This window comes from Metabacillus idriensis (genome assembly GCF_009674765.1).
Classification (GTDB): domain Bacteria; phylum Bacillota; class Bacilli; order Bacillales; family Bacillaceae; genus Bacillus_P; species Bacillus_P idriensis.
Genome location: NZ_WKKF01000001.1, coordinates 41,146 through 61,197, shown reverse-complemented (window position 1 = coordinate 61,197; position 20,052 = coordinate 41,146). Strand labels below are relative to the sequence as shown.

The following is a 20,052-nucleotide window of genomic DNA, read 5'->3' as shown; positions in this document are numbered from 1 at the left end:
TTTCAATCAATTTTTTAGTAGATTCATTGTATCATGAGATTTTGGCGCATGTTACAATGAAAGATATTTTATTTTTCAGAATAATGAGGAACTATATGAGACGTATATCAATCTTATGGAAAATTGCAGGCTTAATCTTTTTTATATTGGGTTTTTCTCTTTTTCTGGCAGGAATTGTTTTAATCGGCAATTACATAAGCGGAAAAGAAGAAGAATTAAAGGCGCGCTCTTTCGTTACAGCCCAGACGATCGCTGAACTTCCTGAAGTGAAGGAAGCCCTTGAAAGCAGGGAGAATGATCTTAACAAAGTGATTGACCGCCTAAGAATCATCAACAACGCAAATTATATTGTCGTCTTAAATATGGATCGCGAACGGCTGACACATCCCGTACATGACAGGATAGGAACCCGCTCACAGGGGAACGATGAAGGGCCTGCCTTTGCAGAACACTCCTATACCTCTAAAGCAAATGGAGAAATCGGGACGGTCATGCGTGCATTTGTCCCTGTAATGAACGATGAACATGAGCAAATTGGAGTCGTTCTTGCCGGATACAAACTTCCGGTCTTTCTTGAAGTGCTGCAAAGCCTTGCGTTTGAAATTTTCATCACAGCAAGTCTCTCTTTGCTGTTTGGAGGCTGGGGCGCCTGGATACTGGCCAGTCAAATAAAAAGGCAGATGTTTCACCTCGAGCCGCATGAAATTGCAAGGCTGCTGGTAGAACGCACCGAAACCTTCAATGCCATGCACGAAGGTGTAATAGCTATAGATACAAATGAAAAGATTACGATTTTTAATAATAAAGCCATGAAAATGATGCGGATTAACGGTGATGTGATTGGCAAATCCATTAGAGAAGTCATCCCTGATACGGCCTTGCCTGAAATTCTCAAGCTTGATCATGCGATTTACAGCAAAGAACTTAATGTCGGCAACCTCAACATTTTGAGCAACCGGGTTCCAATTAAAGTAAGCGGCGAGACGGTGGGAGCAGTGGCCATCTTTCAGGACCGGACTGAAGTGAAGAAAATGGCAGAAGAATTAACAGGCGTTCGAGCCTTTGTAAACGCTTTACGTGTTCAAAATCATGAATACAATAATAAACTCCATACAATCGCAGGTCTGATACAGCTGGGAAACCACGAAAAAGCGCTGCAATTTGTCTTTCAAACGACTGAAGAGCAAGAAGAGCTGATACAATTTTTGAGTAAAAACATCAGAGATGAGAGTCTTGCCGGCCTGCTGCTCAGTAAAATACGCCGCGGAACAGAACTTGGAATCAGTGTGGAAATTGACCGCAACAGCCAGTTTAAAAGATTTCCAGCCAATCTTGATCATCATGATTTTGTTCTGATTCTCGGAAACTTGATTGAAAATGCGTTTGATTCTTTTAAACACCATCAAGGTCCCTTCCCTCATATTTTTATCAGCATCGAACAGGATGCAGAAATACTGACACTTTTAGTTGAGGATAATGGAAGCGGAATAAAAGAAGGCGACCGCCCTCGTATTTTTGAACAGGGCTTTTCTACAAAGGGAGGCAGTGACCGGGGAATAGGGCTGCATTTAGTCAATCAGCTTATTCAGCAGGCAAAGGGCACAATCCTAGTGGAGTCTGAAGAAGGAGCAGGAACAAGCTTTACAGTTACTTTTTTTATGGAGGAGATATGATGCCGGTCAAACCAGTTTCCGTACTTCTGATTGAAGATGATTTAATGGTTCAGGAGGTGAATCGGGAGTTTTTAGAGAGAGTGGAAGGCTTTGAGGTTATTGGCATTGCATCAAATGGCGCTGATGGCCTTGAGCTTGTGAGAAAGCTTGCTCCTGATCTGATTTTGATTGATATGTACATGCCCAAGATGAATGGACTTGAGACTATTCAAGCCATTCGGGCTGAAGGCCATTCGGCTGATATTATTGCGATAACCGCAGCAAGCGATATGGAAACAGTCCGAAATGTTCTGCTCCACGGGGCCGTTGATTATTTAATGAAGCCATTTAAATTCGAGCGGCTGAAGCAGTCACTTGAAAACTATTCCGCCTACCGCAGCAAACTGAAAGATAAAACACAGCTGACACAAAAAGAATTGGATTCGATCAGGTTTCAAAAAGAAGATCTTGATGAGAGAAAGGATTTGCCAAAAGGCTTGCATGAGGTGACTCTCCATAAAATTCTCACCTTTCTCAAAGATCAAAGCGCTCCTGTTTCAGCTGAGAATGTAGCATCAAGCGTCGGAATCGCCAGAGTAACAGCGCGGCGATATCTTGAACACCTTGAACGGGAAGGCAAATTAGAGATGGATATCCATTATGGCGGAATCGGAAGACCTGTTAACAAGTATCTTATCTCAGGAAGAGCATAGTTACCCTTGGGCACTCAAAACAGGGTTTCTTGGACGGTTTTAAGGACTCATGGCTGCTCTGTTAGAGTACTCATAGGTGGCGGTAAATCCTCCCCTTCCCAAAAGCATTGAGCTCGGAAGCGCTAGAATCGTACCACGTTATACCGTTTTTCGATTTCATAGGGTCCCATTTCATCAAAATAACCAAAAAAGGGTACGAAATTGCTGTGCAATTTCGTACCCTTTTTCATTATGATTTAACAGTAATTTTCTCAAGCGGCTGAGCATTTCCGTAAACCGGATATTCGCGTTTTGTCGGCGCAGCCCATTTTGCTGCATTGACTAATACTTTTTGAATTTCTTTGTTGTGGTAAGTCGGGTATGTTTCGTGTCCTGGGCGGAAGTAGAAAATCTTTCCGTTGCCTCTTTGATATGTGCAGCCTGAACGGAATACTTCTCCGCCTTCAAACCAGCTGACAAATACTAATTGATCAGGAGCCGGGATATCAAAGTGCTCTCCGTACATTTCTTCTTTTTCAATTTCGATGTATTCGCCGATTCCTTCAGTAATTGGATGAGAAGGATCAACAACCCATAGACGCTCTTTGTCGTCAGCTTCGCGCCATTTAAGGTCGCAAGATGTACCCATCAGCTTTTTGAAGATTTTTGAGAAGTGGCCTGAGTGAAGAACAACTAAGCCCATTCCTTCAAGTACACGTTTTTGAACACGTTCAACGATTTCGTCAGAAACCTCATCATGTGCCAGATGGCCCCACCAGAAAAGAACATCTGTCTCGCTTAATACTTCTTCTGTTAACCCGTGCTCAGGCTGATCCAATGTAGCAGTCGCAGCATCAATGCCGTTTTCTTTTAAGAAGTTAGCTATAGCGCCGTGGATGCCTTCAGGATAAATTTCTGCAACTACCGGATTTTTTTGTTCATGGCGGTTTTCGTTCCAAACTGTAATTTTCATTGTAAAATCTCCCTATAGTAAATTATTTTTAATATTTAAGCTAATCTTTCTATTTCAATATACAATAATCCAGCCTATTAATTAAGCCATATTATTTAATTGACCCTTTCATGACCCCGCTGATGATCCATTTTTGTGCAAAAACATAGACAATAATCATCGGAATCAGTGCAAGCAGATACGAGGCAAATGCCAGGTTATAATCTGTGCTGAACTGTGATTGGAAAATATACTGCACAAGCGGCAATGTTGCCATGTCGCTGTCGCTCAGTACGACGAGCGGCAAGAGAAAATCGTTCCATGCTCCTAGGCATGTAAGAATGGCGACTGTTGCATTCATTGGTGCAAGCAGCGGGAAAATGACCTTCCAGAACACTCCCCATGTTGTTGCGCCATCTACGATTGCAGCTTCTTCCAATTCTTTTGGAATGGATCTGATATATCCTACATAGATAAAGATGTTGAAAGATAGATTGTAAACAATGTACAAAATCACTAACCCCACTAGATTATCCATGCCCCACAATGCTGTTTGTCTTACAATTGGAAGCATGATGATCGGAAAAGGAATGAACATCGCACTTACAAAATAGTAAAAGGTGAATTTATAAAACTTCTTATGCATGTTGCGTGCAATCGCATAAGCGACCATCGAATTCGTCAGGACCGTAAAGATTACTACAAATACAGTGACGAATACGCTGTTTTTTAATGCATTGAAGAAATTCGTCATTTCGATTGCTTTAGTAAAGTTATCAAAAGACCATGACTGCGGCAGGGCAAGCAAGTTTCCCGCAAGCTCCTGCGGTGTTTTAAAGGCAATGGTAACGGTTAAGTAAAGCGGCAGGATAATGAACATGGCCCCTAAAATTAAGAGAATGGTGACAGGCCAGTTTGTCTTTTTGCTGATCATCAGTTCCCCACCTCTCTTTTTTCAAGAATCTTAAGCTGAAAGATAGAAAAGATCACAATCACAATAAAGTAAATGACTGCATTTGCAGACTGATAGGCAAATTCTCCTCCTTGGAAGCCGCCTCTATAGATCAGAAGTGAAATCGATTCTGTTGATTGACCCGGTCCTCCGCCTGTAAGGGCAACAATCTGGTCAAACACCATCAGAAAGCCTTTCATTGATAAAATCATATTGATGGTAAAAAATGGAGCAATCAGCGGAAACGTGATTTTCCAGAACTTTGTCCAAATTCCAGCACCGTCAATGCTTGCCGCTTCATATAAATCCTCTGTAATGGTAACAAGACCTGCAAGGTACAAGATTGTATTGAACGCGATTGCCTGCCAAACAGCTACGATCACGATACCAACCCAGGCAAGGTTCGGGTCGCCAAGAATATTTTTCGATAATGCCTCAATTCCAAGGCTTCCTGCGATATCAGGCAGAAAATGCGTGAAAATGAAGTTGAAGATAAAACCAACGATCAGAATACTTAAGATATAAGGCATGAAATACACAGCCCGAAGTGTTTTCTGAAACTTAATCTTCGCATTAAGCCCCATTGCCACAAGCAAGCTGAAAAAATTCACGAGAATCGTTGAGATGATTGCGAATTTAAACGTAAAACCATATGCATCTAGTGCTCTTTCGTCTTTAAAGACATTCAGATAATTTTTAAATCCTACAAAGTTCCATTCCCCGTACCCTCTCCAGTCCGTAAAACTGTAGAATATCCCCTGAAGCGCAGGATAGGTATGAAAGATAAAGAACAGGATAACGGCAGGAATGGTCATGATCAGAAATACTCTGTTTTTAGTGTTCATCGATTCATCTCCTTTACTAGAAATGCGGAACGTCCCGTTTAGAAACGGCAGACAGATAAGGATACACCGTAAAAGTCCGGTTTTGACTTTTCGGGGAATCTGTTCTGACCGCGGCGGGCTGTGCGGCTGGAAAAAATGAAATGTTGAATCGCCCGATCAGCGATCCTCTACTTTCTCCCACTCTCTATCCATTTTCTTTAAGAATGCGCTTTTCTTTTTCTCAATCAGAAATTCCTGAAGAATGTTTTCTGCACCCATTCCCGCTGGATAATAGTGATCTTGGAAGCTTGTAATCTTTCCTTTTTCAAAGTTTTCTTTTATTCCTTCGAAAACCGGGTCCTCTTGATAAACACCTTCTATTGCAGAGAAAGCTTTTTGCTCATCAATATAACGTTTTGCTGTCTCTTTCTCAAGCATAAATTCGAGGAATTTTCCAGCTTCTTTTTTGTGCTCGCTGTCCTTGCTGATAGTAAGCAGAACATCAACACCTGAAACAAGTTTGTTTTGCTCTGGGTCGTTCGTTACAGGCATCGGGAAAACGCCAAGCTCTGCTTCAGGATTTGCTTTTAAGATCTCAGGAATCGCCCAGTTCCCTTGAATATACATGACACCCTCGCCTGCGGCGAACGCATTGTTGCCATCGCCGTAGGCAATCCCAAAGTTGTCTTTGTGTCCATATTCAGTCAGGGTCAGCATCTTGTCAGCGACTTCATCGTAGCTCTTTACAAAAGATGTCTTTCCGGAGCTTTTCTTTTCTGCAAATTCTTCGCCAGCCAGATTACCTCCAAGCGAGTTCAAGGAAATCATGCCGGTCCAAGCATCCTTAAGAGTTAAATAGATTGGTATTTCGCCTGCAGCTTTTGCTTTTTCCAAAACGGCGATAAATTCATCCCACGTTTTCGGAACTTCAAGACCAAGCTCTTCAAACTTCTGTTTGTTGTAAATAACCGTGTTTGCGTTTGTAGCATAAGGCAGCCCGTAGACCCCATCTTTTTCAGGTCCTACTAAGCGGTCAATCATGTCAAGATAGGAAGGCTGAATCGAGTTAATCAGTTCTGAGTCAGCAAAATCCTCAAGCACTCCTGCCCTGCCCAATTCTCCGTATGTAGCGTTTCCTGCAATCAGCATGACGTCAGGAATGTCATTCTTTATAAGCTTTGTCCGCAGCACAGTCTCTGCTTCCGGGGGAGAATCAAATTTAATTCTGATATCTGGATTCTCTGCTTCAAACTCTTCTATCAGACCTTTATACGTATTGATGTTTTCAGATTTGTTGGAGAAAAGATTCAGAGTTACTTTCCCGTCTTTCTCATCTCCCGAAGAGCATCCTGCCAATACCGACGCGCCAAGTAAAACGCCTGCGGCGATTGCGGTTAACTTTTTGATCATTCATTTCGCCTCCCAATTCAGTATAAGTAAACGTTTACTCTTTTCTTCAAAAAAAGAACCATTTTTCCACTTTCTCAGCGTAAACGTTTACGTAATGGTCAAAAAAGAAGAAAGCTATTCCTCTTTTTCTGCCACACTGCTTCTTTCCATGATCGAATGCGGCATAATCCGGCTTTCTACGAGCTGTTCGCCGTTTATCATATCAAATATCATGTTTGCAGCCTTTTCTCCCATTTCATAGAAGGGCTGAGCAAGTGATGTTAAAGGCGGTATCGACATTTCAGCAATGCTTAAGTTATCATAGCCGATAATCGATAATTCTTCGGGTATCCTTATGCCCTGCTGATAAGCCGCTGAAATCGCGCCAAATGCAATTTCATCGCTTGCAGCAAAGATTGCCGTCACTTCAGCTGCCTGCTGTCTCATTTTCTTTAATCCTTTTATTCCGTCTGCAAAGGTAAATCCTTCGCTGCAGACAATCCGGCTGTCATCAACGGACAAACCATGATCCATTAACGCATCCTTGAAGCCGTCAATTCTCGGTTTACCAGCGATAAGATCGTTTTGATTTCCGCTGATCATGCCGATGCGAGTGTGCCCTTTTTTGATTAAGTACTGTGCGGCAGAATACGCGGCATGCCTGTCATCCACTTTGACGTAAGGCACTGAATAAGCACGTGATTCAGTTGATAAAAGTACGAGGGGAATATTCATTTTCTGAATAAATTCGTAGTATTCTTCTTTTAGAATCTCACTCGTAAAAATAATTCCGTCAACACGCTTTTCATTGAGCAATTGCAGATATTTCATTGTTTTCGAACCATTGGACTCTGTATGGCAGACAATCACGCTAGATCCAAGCTGATGCGCTGCTTTTTCTATTCCGGCTAACAGTTCCGTCACGAGCATACTTGAAAGTGCCGGAAATAATACACCAATCGTCGACGTTTTTTTATTGATCAGTCCTCTTGCAATCGCATTTGGATGATAGTCCAATTCTTCGATGGCTTCAAGAACTTTCCGTTTCGTCTTCTCAGAGTAACCCTTCTGATTATTGAGAATTCTTGAAACAGTTGCTATCGAAACATTGGCCTTTTTTGCTACATCTTTGATGGTATAATTCATTTCCCACCTTCTCCCCGCTCGCACGTAAACGTTTTCGTAAATTTATAGTACCACCTAATGAAAGCATTTACAATATGAAAATAATTAAATTTTTCTAATCAGTTAAAGCAGCAATGTTAGAACATACATATGATCATAGTCTAGGCTGCCTGATCTATTTTATATTTAATGAAAAAAAGCTCTTTTCTTAATAACAGGTTCGGTTCAGATGTGCAAAACATCAAAACAACATAAATAAATATACATTAAATAACACACCAATTAGCAGCATAATTGGTGTGTTTTATCTTGCAAATATACTCATCTTCAAAGGTGTATTTGTGATAAAATGGTAATATCAGTTATTCAGCAATCGGGCAGTTTTACGGAGTAAGCGGATTCCGAAGTTCTTCTCCAAAAGGGCCAGGTTGTGGAGCAACTTCTTTAAAGAAAATTAGATTTCTAAGCTGAATTTTAAAGGAGATTGTGAAATTATGTACTTAAAGTAACGGGGCAGAATAGTTTTAGAAAAAAATGTAAAGAAGTAAAAATAAATGATATGATAAATAATAAGTTATATTATGGAGGTGTTATTGTGATTTGGTTATATTTATTGATACCTGTCGTTATTATAGGTGGTATTGCTGTTTATCTTGATAAAAAATCTGGAATGACTCCACCCGATGAAAATATACAAGATGAAAAGTTAGGGGAAATTTTTAATCAAAATGGCATCAATTCTAATGGAACAGGAACAGATTATTTTAACTAACGGGTAGCTTTTGTTTAAGAAGAATTGTGAATTGAGTGAACAATTTTAGGACTGAATCCAAGTTGTAGTAATTCCATTAAACCAGCTAATAGCTTGTCAAGAATTATCAATAATAAGTGGTTCTCCGCTGCAGGAACTTGACTCCTGCGGGAAATAGGAATTGGGAGACCCCCGCAGGCATACCGAAGAAGCTCCCACCCGGACCGCGGAAAGGAAGTTCCTGCAGCGGAAAGGAACGGACAACATTTATAATCAAAACAACAATTTATGCGAAACAGCAAAAAAAAAGCCCGCTTTGGACTCTTTCTTTATCTACTTCCACAAAAACCTGCCGACTTCCTCGTCGACTTCCTTATTTTCATGAAGGCCATTATGAGTAGCTTTCTTGGATACAATAACTTGCTCACGGTAATGATCTGAAGCAACTACCTTTTTTAGGGATGTTGCACTTTGAACGGAGACCAAACCGTCTCCATCTTCTTTTTTACTGATTTTCCCAGCGATTGAGTACACTTGTATATTTGGATCGAAGTTCTCTTTTTCTGCATATAATTCCTGAATTGCCTGTGAATCTGCAATTAAATCATGCTTTTTTTCATGATATCTTTTTTCAAATACTTCTCTCTTAATGCCTTTAAATGGAGAACCGATTGTAATAAGCTTTTCAACTTTAGGAAACTCTTTTTCCTGTCTAGTTTCCTGAATATAATTGACTGAAACAAGGCCTCCCATGGAATGGGCAACGATATTGATTTTATCGTATCCATATTTTTCTTTTAAAAGCTTTAAGATATTGCCAAGTTCTATGCTTGTCTTTTCAAAATTCGAATCGTTGTCTTCGAAATAAACTTGTATAAGAGGGTTTTTCACTTTTTCCTCTGTCAGGGCACTACATTCAGCTACTCTATTATCCGATGTACAAACAAGTTTTTTTTCTCCCCATTCGTAATCAGACTGAAATCTCTCCATCATGCCTTCGAACGAATTCAGCGAGCCTCTGTAGCCGTGTACGAAAACAGTCGGCGTTCCTTCATGCTCTACCTCACTGGCTCCATTTGAAATCTCAGGCTTTACAGTCTGAACGATAAAAACGATAGCTAATAAACTAATAGCTGCAATAAGTGCAATATTCTTTTTTGATTTCATTATGGAATCCTCTCATCTTCTGCGATTTTCTTGTCGTAAGATTTATTAATACCCTTTTCTTCTTCCCTTTAAACGAGTACTCTAGCATACTGCTCCCTATCTATTTTGATTGCGAATTGTATCCCTTTTCTTGTGAGTGGAACTGGAATTCCTGCGAGTTGGAGCCAGGTTCCAGCTAATTAAAATGCGATTTATGCGAGTTGAAGCTTCGGTATCGTGTTTCTTCTTTTCAATATCCTGCAGACGACTCTCTATCCTTTGCTTCTTTCCCCCTTTTTAGGCGATAATAAGAGAGAGATTTGGAACAGGAAGGGATCTGCTATGAAGAAATTGAAATTAAGTCTTTTGTTTGTTGCTGTCGCTGCATTTATTCTTTCTGGATGCAACCGCCCGCAGCTTCAGAACGAAGATTACAGTATGCAGGGCATCTATAATGGAACTTGGGTAGACCGGGTTAAGGTGAAAGAAGAAGGCAATTTTGCCATTGTCAATTTCCCTGAAGATGGACAAGTTGCTGAGCTGACACTTGGACTGAAGTCGAAGGACAACAAGATTCTGAAGGAACACAAAACAAAAACGACCATCCGCGGAAATGGAGATGGCCCTTTTACAATAGAAGATTCTGCAATTGAAAAACCTGTTGAAGGAACGATTTCCCTGCGGGGTGACGAAATTGTAATCAGTATTAACGGTCTTAATGAAGAGCAGGAAAAAAAGCTTGGGCTTCATAACGGAACGAGGCTTTACAGCAAAGTCGATTATCATTTGAAGTGACATCAGGCATCAGCGATGAAAATGCCCTCACCTATTCTGCATTAAATAATACAGGAACCATACGGCATGATTCTGTTCATCTGCTGATGCTCTTTTAAATTGTTTTCGAATATAGGGGCTGCTTGCATTCTCAGCAATATCAAGATAAAAATCCACAGTCTCCTGCTCGTCTTTAAAAGCCGCTGTCAGCGCAACATAATAATCCCCAGGGCATTCTTCCGTTTGTTTCGGATTGTACTGCATCCCGGACAGACTCTGATAAATAGCAGCGAATGTCTGATAGTGTTTTATTTCATCATTTCTAATCTCCATGATTTGCTTTTTCTCTTCCTCATTCTTCGCCATATTGGCCATCTGTTCATAGCATTGAATCGCATTATATTCTCCTGCAAGTGCTTTTGCAATTTGATCTATTTCATTTTGATTTGCCCTATAGTAGCTATACATTATTTTTTCTCCCCTTTTATATGAAGGCTGTTTTTGCATGGATTGTTGTTTTGAAGATGAATGTGGACCGTTCCTTTCCGCTCCAGTCACTTGCTTTCCGCGGTCCGGGTGGGAGCCTCCTCGGCCTGCCTGCGGGGTCTCCCATTTCCCTCTATTTTCCCGCAGGAGTCAAGTGCCTTCCGCTGCAATCCACTATGGCTTTCAACATTTAGTCTAAAAGCAACAAAGTTTACGAAAAGAGCCTAAATGAATCATTGTTAAAAATATATTTAAAAAAAGAGAGAGTATGCCTATTATTGCTGATTCTGGACTTTGATCAAGTAAAAAATCATTAAACTAAGCCATATTGACATTGAAAAATAATCATCTAGTTTAAGCGTGCCGAAATAAAATTTTGCTTCTTTAAAAAAAACACTCCATTCCATTCCCTGTATCAGGTCTATTCCGACCGCAAGACCAAATAATGAAATAAAACTTATCGCCCCAAAACCAATTCCCTTTACCATTTTACCCCTCCTATTGCTTAAGCGGCATTTTCCTTTGCTTCGCCAAATATGACTTTACTGTAAGAGTTAAAAATAAGAGTACAGGCAAGACAATCTGGAAGGGAATATGAAGCAAGTACGGAACGACTTCAATTCCTTCTTTGATATGTTCAATGTAATCTGGAGCCATCAGCACTGCTAAAAGAATGACGAAAATACCGAAAGCAACAGAGATTTGTTTGACCGGCACTCCCGATACCTCTTCTGCCATTCTGGTTGCTCCGTAGAAGAAAATATAAACTTTCATAAAGCCTGTGACAATCATCAATATAACAATAAAGGCATCAAGTCTTTCAATAAAATCTGAAATGCTGACGAGAGAAACGGTGGTTAAAATAGGAAACATGGACCTTTCGACCATATCGGCACCTAAAATGGCAACATGCAGAAACGCTGTTGTCGTTAATACAAATGTCGCCATAATCAGTGCTGTGAATGTTACCTTTAATGCCTTCTTTTTCTCATCCAGCAGTGGGAAAATCATTAAAAATACGACCATTTCTCCAAATGGAAAGGTCAGGATTGTTGGAAAGATCGTTTTTAATACTGGCCCCCATCCGTTTCCAAGGATGGGCTTAACATACTCCAAATGAACAAGCTGCGAGAGAATTTCAAACATAATAATGACAAAGAACGGAACGATAATTAAAACAAATAATAGAACACTGAGCTTTGCAACAACCTGAAAGGACTTTAGCGAAAAATAGATAACGCAGAGAATCATGAAGCTATTGATCACAATCATGGACGTATCCTTATACGCAGAAATGATCAGCAGCTCTCCAAAATCTCTTAATACTCGTGCACTTATGTAGAGAAAATAAATCATATAAGCAAAGCAGAGCAGGAGACCTATTTTCTTTCCAAATCCTTTCATTAATTGACCTGTAAGAGTTAGTTCCGGATTTTTCCGGTAGAGAGAAAGATATAATAAAATCAGCGGAATAGCCGCAGCAAAACCAAGCAGGACTGCAATCCATGCATCCTGTCTCGCCCCTTTAGCTGCATCAAGCAAAATGGCGCTTCCTATTTCAAATATAAAAATGGTAAACAGCAATTGGTTTGATGTAATGGAAGGAATTTGCATAGCATCTGTCCCTTAATTTGAATTTGTGATATTGCCAGTTCTCTTAATCTCCGCTTCCGCATGTACATCCACATCCGCACCGGAAAATAACTCTTCCCATTGGTCCTTCAGCTTTTTCCACTGCTCCGGATTTTGACGGTAAATCGTTTCGCCAAATCCATAGATATCGGTTTGACGATCTTGGGCTTCTTTAATTGACGCCAGTATTTCTTGTTCAATGAGCCCTTCCAGCTCTTTCTCAAAGTCTGTAATCGTCCTTTTTTTAATCATTTTTTGATTCTCACAGCCTAAGCCGTCTATTTCAGCCTCCGCTTTAATCTTGGCGCTAAGTTTAATGTGATCACCTGTCATACTGGCTTTCTTTTTAACTTTTGCGTACGTCACCTTAATTGTTGTTGAATTTTCATCGTCACAGGGCAACGTGATGAATGTCTGCTGTATCCTATTTTCCAGAAAAAGAACACTTCTCTTTTGCTCCTCTTCCAGCCAATAAAGAAATTTCCCTTCTTGATCAAAAACAGCCAATCCTGACACAAGACTTGATTTTGGAGCTGCCTGTTCAAGGTTCACTTTTTGACTCGTCTTTTCCGTATAATCTGGAGTTTTTACCCCGCTGACAATAGGATATCCTTCTTCGGAATCTTTCTTTATGAGGAATTCTTTAATAGACACCGTCATCGTATTACCGAAGCTCTCCTCATTCATTTTCAGCTTGCCTTTGATGGAGAAAGCCGGAAGTTTATTGATCATGGTCAAAGAGTTAAGAACCTGAAATGCTGAAGCCTGATTCCCTATCACAATCGGAATGTTTTCCCTGATTTCAGGCTCCCTTTCTAAAATATCAAGAAGCGGAAAGATCCCCCGTTCAGCTAAATCCTGCCCGATGACAATTAAGGCAACATGAGTGTAAAAGGTGCTTCGGGATACTTGCTTTGCCGCATCCTCCAGAGCCTCAATAAAAGTCGGACCAATACCTGTATAGTTGACAATTGGAATGGAAGTTGTTCCGCTTGTAGCACCGGTAATGGAAATAATTTCGCTCGGATCAGCAATTTGAAGGGTGACCTGATAGCCGCTGCCACCGTGAACATCCACTCCAAGCGACAAAATTAATGCAAGCTCATTTAACTCTTTTTGAGTGCCGCAGCCGCTCATAAATAAGACAAAACAGATCATCATCGCGATTTTCTTCATGTTGAACTCTTCCTATCTTTTTCGCCTGAATCTTTATAGGTGAAATAAGGCATATTGAGTGATTTTAAACTCATTAAATGTCCCATCAAAATTAGCATTGCGAGAAGGAGACCGTAAAACCCGAGAAAATAAGAAACGAACATAAAGATAAACCGGAGCATCCTTGCGGTTGTAGCCAAGCTGTAGTTGGGTGTCGTGAAGCTTGATATTGCCGTAATTGAGACCACTATCACAACTGCTGTGGATACAAGGCCCGCCTCTACTGCCGTTTGTCCAATGACTAATGCGCCAACAATGGATACCGCCTGTCCGATTGCTCTCGGCATGCGGATTCCTGCTTCCCTTAAAATTTCAAAAGTTGTCTCCATAATAAGAGCCTCAATTAATGAAGGGAATGGAATTCCTTCCCTTTGAGCATAGAGACTCAGCAGGAGACTGTTTGGAATCATTGCCTGATGGTGTGTCACCAGACCAATATAGATAGAAGGGGCAAATAAGGATAGGAAAAAAGCAAAATATCTTAGGCCCTGCATGAATTTATCAATGCTGAACTGCTGAAAATAATCCTCCGTTGTCTGGAAAAAAGTACGGAATTCGATTGGGCAATAGAGGACAAAAGGTGTTCCGTCAATAAAGATGGCGATTCTTCCCTCATACAGGTTACTGACAATCTCATCAGGTCTTTCTGTATGATTAATCACGGGAAATGGAGTAATCTGATCGTTTTGAACGATTTTTTCGATATAGGCAGATTCCATGATAATATTCGGATGTTTATTCAAAAGCTTTTCTTTTATTGCTTCAAGAGCTTTCTCATTCACCTTATCTTTTAAATACATCAATTCAACTTTTGTATGGGAGTATTGGCCTTCCTCAAGCTTTTCCACACAAAGACCAGGACATTTCAGACGTCTTCTGACGAGTGAAGTATTCACTCTGATATCTTCTATAAAACTATCCTTTGGCCCGCGGATAACCGTTTGGGATGTAGGCTCTGAAATTGGTCTTTTTTCCCCGCCAGATGTTCCTACAATTAAAGCAAATCCTATTTGATTGAAAAGGAGAATTGTATTTCCCTCTAGCAGCTCTTTCGTGATGTTCTCCCACTTATTTTCCATTTTAATGTCATCGATTGCGATGATCGTATCTTTTAATTCTTTTAAATATTCGGGGGATGCATACTGCTTTTTTTCAGCAAGCGATTCGATGAGAGGCTTTAAGGTAAATTCAAACACTTTTGTATCATCTGATATTCCGTCAATCCTTGTCATAATTCCTTTAATGTTTGAATGGCTGAATGATTGTATTTGGTGAACAATCATGTCAGCGCTTCCGCCTGTAATTTCTTTAATCCGCTCACAGTTCAGTGTTAAATCGGACGAGATTTTGCCATCAGTTATGGTCATTTAACCACCGCAATTGTTTTTGATTAGTATGTGTCCTGCATTCTTATATATGTATTTTTATCCTATTTTTAACAATTAAGCTGCTTTTAAGGTCTCGATAACCATGTGTAAAGCTAATGCTGCTAGACTAGGGATAGTGAAGAAAAAGGAGCTGATTAAATGAAGGCAATTTTCAGATTTACCGCAACGGCTGCGTGTCTTTTGATGATTTCAAGACATTTTGGAGTATCATTCGCATCCCAGTATTACTGGTGGCTTGCTGCTCTATTTTTGGGCAGTCTAACCGGAAATATGATTTGTCACCTGATTGAAAAAAACAAATTGAAACATACAGGAACCTCTTAACAAATGCGCGGATTTGAATTAAGGTTATGAAAGACAGAAAGGGGAAGATTTCCTTGATTCATACTTGCAAAATTCTATTAGTGGACGATGAAGAAGCGATTATTAAGCTCGTCCGCACGGTGCTGCAAAAAGAAGGCTTTTTACATATAGATGAATGCTTGACAGGATCAAACGCTCTTAAAGCAATAGAGAGAAAACAATATGATTTAATCGTGCTCGACATCATGCTTCCTGATATAAGCGGATTTGACCTTTGCCCGCTTATCAAACAAAAAACAGACGCGCCAATCATCTTTTTAAGCGCAAAAAGCAGTGATCTCGACAAATTATCAGGCTTTGCATATGGCGCCGATGACTATATTACAAAGCCTTTTAATCCTCTCGAAGTGGCTGCACGCGCAAAAGCCCTGTTAAAACGCACGATGCCTCAAACCAATCAAAAGACTGCTCTAGAAGAGCGGTATGAGTACGATCGCTTCACACTAAATGTTTCTTCAGCGGAATTGACCGTAGGCAATCAGACGGTTGACTGTTCTGCACAGCTTTTTCAGCTGCTGATTTTCTTCTGCAAGCATCCAAATCGCGTATTTACCAAACATCAGCTTTATGAAAACGTCTGGAATGAGCATTACATGGTTGATGACAATACGGTTATGGTCCACATCAGAAAGCTCCGCGAGAAAATTGAAGAAAATCCAAGTCAGCCGCGCTACATTAAAACAATCAGGGGCCTTGGCTATAAATTTGTAGATCACAGGGTCAAACCATGAACTTAAAAAGAAAGCTTACGCGTTTTTTCATTTTTCATATGATTGTCTGGTTTATTTTGTTTTTAACCATTACCGGAGTATCACTTGCGATCTTGATGACACAGGATTTCAATAACATGCTTGAAAAAGAAGTGAAACGAATTGACCCGCTGTATATTGGAGATATCTTTCATTTTTCAGAGGATGATGCCATCTCGCTTGACGAGTCAGCCAGAGATGCAATCAAAAAGCAGAATGGCTGGCTGCAGGTCATTGATGAGGAAGGACGCGTTGTCTTTTCATACTTGACACCTTCTTCCATTCCGAAGAAGTATGCACTGACTCACTTTTTTGCAGATGCCGAAAAAGCATTCCATTATGATCAGACATATTGGATGCTTCACCAGGAAGAAGAGTCCTATATCGTCCTCTATGGAAAACATTCTGCTAATACGGACCTAATGACATCACTTATAGAAAAAGGCCTTGCTTTTAATAAGAAGCCCGTGCTTTCAAAAGAAATGAAGGCTGATTTTACAAAACAAAAAGCCTGGCTTGCAATCTATGATTCTGAGTACTCTCTAATTTACTCTTTTAATAAAGATAATAAAAATCTGCCTAAATACTTTGAAATGATGTCTTATAAAAAAGAACCCTGGAACCATAAAGTGTCGATTTCCACTTACGACGATCCGGAAACTGGAAAAAAATACATTATAGGGTCGCCAAATAAGGAATACTTCCCCGACGATCAATTTGACAACAGTCTCATGGTCTCCTTATTCAAATGGATTATCGTTTTCGTTCTTTTCACTGGAATCTTATTTTTCATTATCTCTATCTGGTATTCAAATAAACTTGGAAAGCCGCTGCTTCATATGATTCTATGGCTTGAAAATCTTGCGACAGGAAGATATGAGGAACCTCTTTCTAAAAAAGGCGTCCGGGCAAGCTCACGGCAAAACGGAAAATTGAAAAATTCGTTTAGAATCTACCATGATATTATTTACTCACTTAATGTGCTTACCTCAAATTTAATTCAAAAAGATAAGGACCGAGCTATGATGGATGAAAGAAGAGAAGACTGGATTACAGGCCTGTCTCATGATTTGAAGACGCCTTTAAGCTCTCTGTACGGCTATGCATACATGCTGGAGTCCAATCAATATGACTGGACAAAGGAAGAGGTTCAGGAGTTCGCATGCATTATGAAAGACAAAGCAAGCTATATGACGTCTTTGATTGAAGACTTCAATTTGACTTATCGCCTGAAAAATAATGCTCTTCCGCTTCAGATTGAGACAGAGGAAATGAACGAAACAATCAGAAGATCCATCGTGCATGTTTTAAATGATCCGCAATATCAAGAACGGGAAATAGATTTTCACCCTTCGGATGATGAAATCTATTTCCCTATCGATAAAAGGTGGTTTCACCGTATTATTGAAAACCTTGTCGCTAATGCGTTCAAGCATAATCCTTCTTCAACAGAAGTTGGAATTTCTCTGAAGAAAGAAGAAACATTCTTCTCTGTCCTGATTAATGACACCGGAAACGGGATGGACGAGGCAACAAAGGATAATCTGTTTGACCGTTATTTCAGAGGAACTAATACAGAAGAATCGACAAAAGGGACAGGACTCGGACTTGCCATTGCAAAGCAGCTGATTCTTGCTCATAATGGCGAGATCGCTGTCTGGAGCGAGCTTGGCAAAGGTACAGTCATTACACTTAAATTCCCGCTTTAATTTTTTTGGAACAGATCTGTTCCATCTTATTAGAAAATAAGAACAGTGCTAAAGCTGAAAAAACGTCCGTCTGATGTAAACCAGACGGACGTTTTTTTAATGATTAAAGCTATATTTGTAAATAATAATACAATTCTCAATCAAGGTAAAAGATGATATCGAAGGGGGTAAAAAATGGAGAGAAATTATGCAATAGACTTTATTAAATTTTTTGCAATATTTGCTGTAGTAGTGATACATACATTTCCATTAGACAGTCAGATTGAATTGTTTATTCTTGATAACCTTTTTAGATTCGCTGTTCCTTTTTTCTTTGTTGCTTCTGGTTATTTGTTTGGAAATAAAATCATAAATACCCGAGAGTCTGTTGAATATTTCAAAAGGTATGTTATAAAAATCATTAAAATCTACGTATGCTGGCTCATTTTTTATACAATATATGATGTTCTCGTCATATATCTAAGTGATTCTAATGTACTTCAGAAATTAATGAAGTATTTTGATGAATTCACAATGCTGAATCTATTCTATTTTGGCAAAGGAACCAGCGGATATCAATTATGGTTTTTAACATCCTTAATTTGGAGTATCATCATTTTATATATTATTTATAGACTAAAAAAAATAAATTTCCTATTAACCCTAAGTTTCATTTTGAACATCATTGGCCTTTTTGGACAATCCTATTCAATGTTTTTTAAACTTCCGATAAGTACCAGAGATGCTGTATTCTTCGGTTTATTTTATACAACGTTAGGATTTTTCTTTGCTTTACATTCACAAAAGATTAAATCTCTGAAGATAAACGCAACTATTTATTTATATTTATTTGTTGTCTTTTCATTTCTCCAAGTGATGGAGGGCTACATTTTAGAAAAGAAATTATCAAGCAGTCACGGAGAATATTTTATATCCACCATTTTTCTAACCGTGTTTTTATTTTCCTTTGCACTGAATTTCAGCCAGTTAGGAAAAGGTATGCTTATAACAAAAATCGGCAGTAACGCTCTTGGTATTTATATTATCCATGTTTTTTTCATAAAAATAATGGACATGGGAATAAATATTTTGGGACTGAAAAGCATGACAGAAAATTTAATTTGGCCACAGCTATATTCTCTGTTTATTTTTGTCATTTCGTATCTTGCATATAATGGTATCCAATCTTTAAAATTGGCATTCAAGGGGCAGGAATGAATCAAAAAGGCTGTTTTCGCATATTTTTGAATATAAATGCTGTCCGTTTCTTTCCGCTCCAGGAACTTAAGGTTTTTATCAAGTAATCTTAATGCAACAATTGCGGTTCCCCTTAAAGTGATATTAGGCATTGAAATACATAGACCCTATAGCGATTTGCTCTCTTTCAGGAAGCTTATGCTATAAACGCCGAGCTGCCATTAATATAGACAGTTCATTGCTTCTCTGCAAACAATAGGAAGAACCCTTTATTAGAGCTTCGTCAATATACGCAGGGTGGCACATTACTTCAACACTGATATCCCCTTGATAGTTCTCTTTTAAAGCAGTAAAATAATCCGGGTTTAAATTATCTCCGTAAAAATCAAACAAAAACACATCTGAAAGCGCCTCGATCCCCTCTTTTTCCCCTTCCCAAAAGCGTCTGACCGGAAGCTCATACTTATTTGAGAGCTTTTTAATGACTGGTTCAAGAACAGCCCAGGAATGAACGTGATGATGGCTGTCCAAATGAGATGGCGTTAAACCAAAAGACAAAAACTGCTGAATTTGACTCTCCCATTCTAACTCCACTTCATCCGCGTTCAAATATTGGTTTTGGCTTTGGTTATTTTTTATTCTAAAAAAACCGTTATCATCGATCAATGATGGAACTTGAGTGCTTACAGCCTTCCCGCAAGTCAGGGTTAGATGGATACCCGTCTTAAGCTCGGGATATTTTTTAGCAAGCGATGCTGCGTGAAGAGCGCCTGGCATGTTCGCCATCATTGTCGCTGAATTCACAATCCCGTTTGCATGGGCATCAATAATCCCGTAGTTCACTCCTCTGGAATAGCCAAAATCATCTGCATTGATTATAAATTGAGGCATGTTCTTCCCCCTCTGTCATGAACGTTTTAATCCTTCTTTGAAAAATTGCGGCTTCATTTTGTCCTTCCAATCTAAATATACACTTCATTCGAATATCATATGATTCAATCCTGCAAAATCAATATTCTTCCGCTTAAACTTTGAGAATACAAAAAACCTAATTTCTCCGGGATTCATGAGAGAAAT

Annotated in this window: 20 protein-coding genes; 8 read left to right on the top strand and 12 right to left on the bottom strand. The window is 39.5% G+C overall.

Features of this window, described 5'->3' with window-relative positions:
* Positions 1 to 95: 95 nt before the first annotated feature.
* Both GJU41_RS00385 and GJU41_RS00380 read left to right on the top strand, forming a co-directional pair.
* Positions 96 to 1,673 carry an ATP-binding protein gene (locus GJU41_RS00385; RefSeq protein ID WP_070877194.1) on the top strand — a complete coding sequence of 526 codons (1,578 nt, stop codon included), beginning with the start codon at positions 96 to 98 and terminating at the stop codon, positions 1,671 to 1,673.
* Positions 1,673 to 2,365 (top strand): response regulator, encoded by a 693-nt coding sequence (locus tag GJU41_RS00380; RefSeq protein WP_154317809.1) that lies wholly within the window; start codon positions 1,673 to 1,675, stop codon positions 2,363 to 2,365. Before GJU41_RS00385 ends, GJU41_RS00380 begins: the two co-directional genes overlap by 1 nt.
* Before the next feature lie 229 nt (positions 2,366 to 2,594).
* Here GJU41_RS00380 and GJU41_RS00375 read toward each other — a convergent pair whose 3' ends face one another.
* The 5 genes from GJU41_RS00375 to GJU41_RS00355 all read right to left on the bottom strand — a co-directional run bounded on the left by GJU41_RS00375 (position 2,595) and on the right by GJU41_RS00355 (position 7,631).
* The gene (locus tag GJU41_RS00375; protein WP_070877196.1) at positions 2,595 to 3,317 is read right to left on the bottom strand and encodes a ThuA domain-containing protein; all 723 of its coding nucleotides are present in this window, start codon (positions 3,315 to 3,317) and stop codon (positions 2,595 to 2,597) included.
* A 91-nt stretch (positions 3,318 to 3,408) separates the two neighbouring features.
* On the bottom strand, positions 3,409 to 4,230 hold the full coding sequence (locus tag GJU41_RS00370; protein ID WP_154317808.1) for a carbohydrate ABC transporter permease: 822 nt from the start codon (positions 4,228 to 4,230) through the stop codon (positions 3,409 to 3,411).
* Entirely contained in the window at positions 4,230 to 5,093 is an 864-nt protein-coding gene (locus GJU41_RS00365) for a carbohydrate ABC transporter permease (RefSeq protein WP_070877197.1), read from the bottom strand. Before GJU41_RS00365 ends, GJU41_RS00370 begins: the two co-directional genes overlap by 1 nt.
* Before the next feature lie 156 nt (positions 5,094 to 5,249).
* Positions 5,250 to 6,482, bottom strand: a complete 1,233-nt coding sequence (locus GJU41_RS00360) for an ABC transporter substrate-binding protein (RefSeq protein WP_154317807.1) — start codon at positions 6,480 to 6,482, stop codon at positions 5,250 to 5,252.
* A gap of 114 nt (positions 6,483 to 6,596) precedes the next feature.
* Positions 6,597 to 7,631 (bottom strand): LacI family DNA-binding transcriptional regulator, encoded by a 1,035-nt coding sequence (locus tag GJU41_RS00355; RefSeq protein ID WP_224771148.1) that lies wholly within the window; start codon positions 7,629 to 7,631, stop codon positions 6,597 to 6,599.
* A 550-nt stretch (positions 7,632 to 8,181) separates the two neighbouring features.
* Here GJU41_RS00355 and GJU41_RS00350 point away from each other — a divergent pair.
* Positions 8,182 to 8,358, top strand: a complete 177-nt coding sequence (locus GJU41_RS00350; protein ID WP_154317806.1) for a hypothetical protein — start codon at positions 8,182 to 8,184, stop codon at positions 8,356 to 8,358.
* A 312-nt stretch (positions 8,359 to 8,670) separates the two neighbouring features.
* Here the strand turns inward: GJU41_RS00350 and GJU41_RS00345 are convergent, their stop codons facing one another.
* A complete protein-coding gene (locus GJU41_RS00345) occupies positions 8,671 to 9,504 on the bottom strand; it encodes an alpha/beta fold hydrolase (RefSeq protein ID WP_070877200.1) in 834 nt (277 codons plus the stop codon).
* A gap of 321 nt (positions 9,505 to 9,825) precedes the next feature.
* Between GJU41_RS00345 and GJU41_RS00340 the strand changes: the two genes are divergently transcribed.
* A complete protein-coding gene (locus tag GJU41_RS00340) occupies positions 9,826 to 10,278 on the top strand; it encodes a lipoprotein (protein ID WP_154317805.1) in 453 nt (150 codons plus the stop codon).
* A gap of 27 nt (positions 10,279 to 10,305) precedes the next feature.
* Here the strand turns inward: GJU41_RS00340 and GJU41_RS00335 are convergent, their stop codons facing one another.
* From GJU41_RS00335 to GJU41_RS00315, 5 genes are all read right to left on the bottom strand, one after another.
* Positions 10,306 to 10,725 (bottom strand): ferritin-like domain-containing protein, encoded by a 420-nt coding sequence (locus GJU41_RS00335; RefSeq protein ID WP_070877222.1) that lies wholly within the window; start codon positions 10,723 to 10,725, stop codon positions 10,306 to 10,308.
* 293 nt (positions 10,726 to 11,018) lie between these two features.
* Positions 11,019 to 11,231: a YczF family membrane protein gene (locus tag GJU41_RS00330; protein ID WP_070877202.1), complete on the bottom strand. Its 213-nt coding sequence runs from the start codon at positions 11,229 to 11,231 to the stop codon at positions 11,019 to 11,021.
* Between the two features lie 10 nt (positions 11,232 to 11,241).
* A complete protein-coding gene (locus GJU41_RS00325) occupies positions 11,242 to 12,357 on the bottom strand; it encodes a GerAB/ArcD/ProY family transporter (protein WP_154317804.1) in 1,116 nt (371 codons plus the stop codon).
* A gap of 12 nt (positions 12,358 to 12,369) precedes the next feature.
* Positions 12,370 to 13,551 carry a Ger(x)C family spore germination protein gene (locus GJU41_RS00320; protein ID WP_154317803.1) on the bottom strand — a complete coding sequence of 394 codons (1,182 nt, stop codon included), beginning with the start codon at positions 13,549 to 13,551 and terminating at the stop codon, positions 12,370 to 12,372.
* Complete coding sequence (locus GJU41_RS00315) at positions 13,548 to 14,957, bottom strand: spore germination protein (protein WP_154317802.1); 1,410 nt, start codon at positions 14,955 to 14,957, stop codon at positions 13,548 to 13,550. The genes GJU41_RS00320 and GJU41_RS00315 overlap by 4 nt, the downstream gene beginning before the upstream one ends.
* 159 nt (positions 14,958 to 15,116) lie before the next feature.
* Here GJU41_RS00315 and GJU41_RS00310 point away from each other — a divergent pair, with 159 nt between their 5' ends.
* The 4 genes from GJU41_RS00310 to GJU41_RS00295 all read left to right on the top strand — a co-directional run bounded on the left by GJU41_RS00310 (position 15,117) and on the right by GJU41_RS00295 (position 18,996).
* Entirely contained in the window at positions 15,117 to 15,302 is a 186-nt protein-coding gene (locus GJU41_RS00310; RefSeq protein ID WP_070877206.1) for a hypothetical protein, read from the top strand.
* A gap of 56 nt (positions 15,303 to 15,358) precedes the next feature.
* Positions 15,359 to 16,072: a response regulator transcription factor gene (locus GJU41_RS00305; RefSeq protein WP_070877223.1), complete on the top strand. Its 714-nt coding sequence runs from the start codon at positions 15,359 to 15,361 to the stop codon at positions 16,070 to 16,072.
* Entirely contained in the window at positions 16,069 to 17,799 is a 1,731-nt protein-coding gene (locus GJU41_RS00300; protein WP_154317800.1) for a sensor histidine kinase, read from the top strand. The genes GJU41_RS00305 and GJU41_RS00300 overlap by 4 nt, the downstream gene beginning before the upstream one ends.
* A gap of 174 nt (positions 17,800 to 17,973) precedes the next feature.
* A complete protein-coding gene (locus tag GJU41_RS00295) occupies positions 17,974 to 18,996 on the top strand; it encodes an acyltransferase (RefSeq protein ID WP_154317799.1) in 1,023 nt (340 codons plus the stop codon).
* Between the two features lie 180 nt (positions 18,997 to 19,176).
* On the opposite strand, the gene chbG is transcribed toward GJU41_RS00295, so the two are convergent.
* Complete coding sequence (chbG, locus tag GJU41_RS00290) at positions 19,177 to 19,866, bottom strand: chitin disaccharide deacetylase (RefSeq protein WP_154317798.1); 690 nt, start codon at positions 19,864 to 19,866, stop codon at positions 19,177 to 19,179.
* Between the last annotated feature and the right edge of the window lie 186 nt (positions 19,867 to 20,052).